The sequence below is a fragment of the Ottowia cancrivicina genome, from assembly GCF_029813755.1.
GTDB lineage: Bacteria > Pseudomonadota > Gammaproteobacteria > Burkholderiales > Burkholderiaceae_C > Ottowia > Ottowia massiliensis.
This window is the reverse complement of record NZ_JARVII010000073.1, coordinates 1-1,028: the sequence shown is the minus strand read 5'-3', so window position 1 is coordinate 1,028 and position 1,028 is coordinate 1. Positions and strand designations below refer to the sequence as shown.

Below are 1,028 nucleotides of genomic sequence, written 5' to 3'. Positions count from 1 at the left end.
CATGTCTTTCGGCCAATAGGGCTGTCCGCCCAGTTTGCTTTGCCAAACCGTCAAATGTTCAGCAGGCAGCAGGGTGATTTCCGCGCAGGGCCGGGCCGTGGCGCAGATGCTGTCCTTGTAGGGCCGCAGCGCGGGGTGGTTCAGCAAATCAGGCGTGTGGTTCATGGCTGCGGCTGGGTACGTCGTGGCAAAACCATCCATCCGGTAAAAACGGGCCGTGGCGGTTTATTTTCATGGTTTCAAAAAAATTCCCACGTATAAAGTACTTTTGAAAAATCGCGCTGGCGCAAATCATGCGGGTGAATATAAAAATGGCAAATGCCGCTGCCATGCCGCATCACGCCATTGGGCGCATCACAATCGATTTGGAGCAGCAAAACATGATCCTGATACGGGCCGCCCAGGCGCCATTTTTCTTGCAGAATATTGGCATACCCGCCCAGGCGATGGCCTGACCAGTCCAGACGGAAAAATGCTTCCAAAAATTCACTGGTGATATTTTCCGCGTCCATTGGCAGCCATCCGGGCGCAAAAAAAACGCCATTCGCTTCTTCAAGCGAAGCATATTTTTGTTGCCGCTCAAACCGCATGGCGCATGCGTGTTCAAAAGGCAATCCGGGCCGTTGCGAATGCCAGAAAGCCGCCAGCCTTTGCAGAATATGGTTTGATTTTGGCGTTTGCCGCGCTTGCGCCAGAAACCGGAAATCCTGCAACAGCCTATCCTGTTCATGCTCAATATCTGCGTGATACACCACGCGAAAGCCTTGCTGATCAGCCGGATTGTCCGCATTCATGCCCCACATCTTTTCAATCCCGTCATTGCGCGAGATGAAAAACTGCAAAATTCCCTTTCCCGGAAAATCCGGCAGGGGCGGCGTTTCGGCAAAATTGATTTGCGCCAGCAAATGCAGCGGACGGCCTTTCGCATTGCATGGGTATTCCATGTCTTTCGGCCAATAGGGCTGTCCGCCCAGTTTGCTTTGCCAAACCGTCAAATGTTCAGCAGGCAGCAGGGTGATTTCCGCGCA

The 1,028-nt window shown here is 53.1% G+C and carries 1 protein-coding gene; it reads right to left on the bottom strand.

The window, feature by feature from the left end:
- Positions 1–239: 239 nt before the first annotated feature.
- A partial coding sequence (locus QB898_RS13065; protein ID WP_279525297.1) for a YwqG family protein occupies positions 240–1,028 on the bottom strand: 789 nt, incomplete at its 5' end.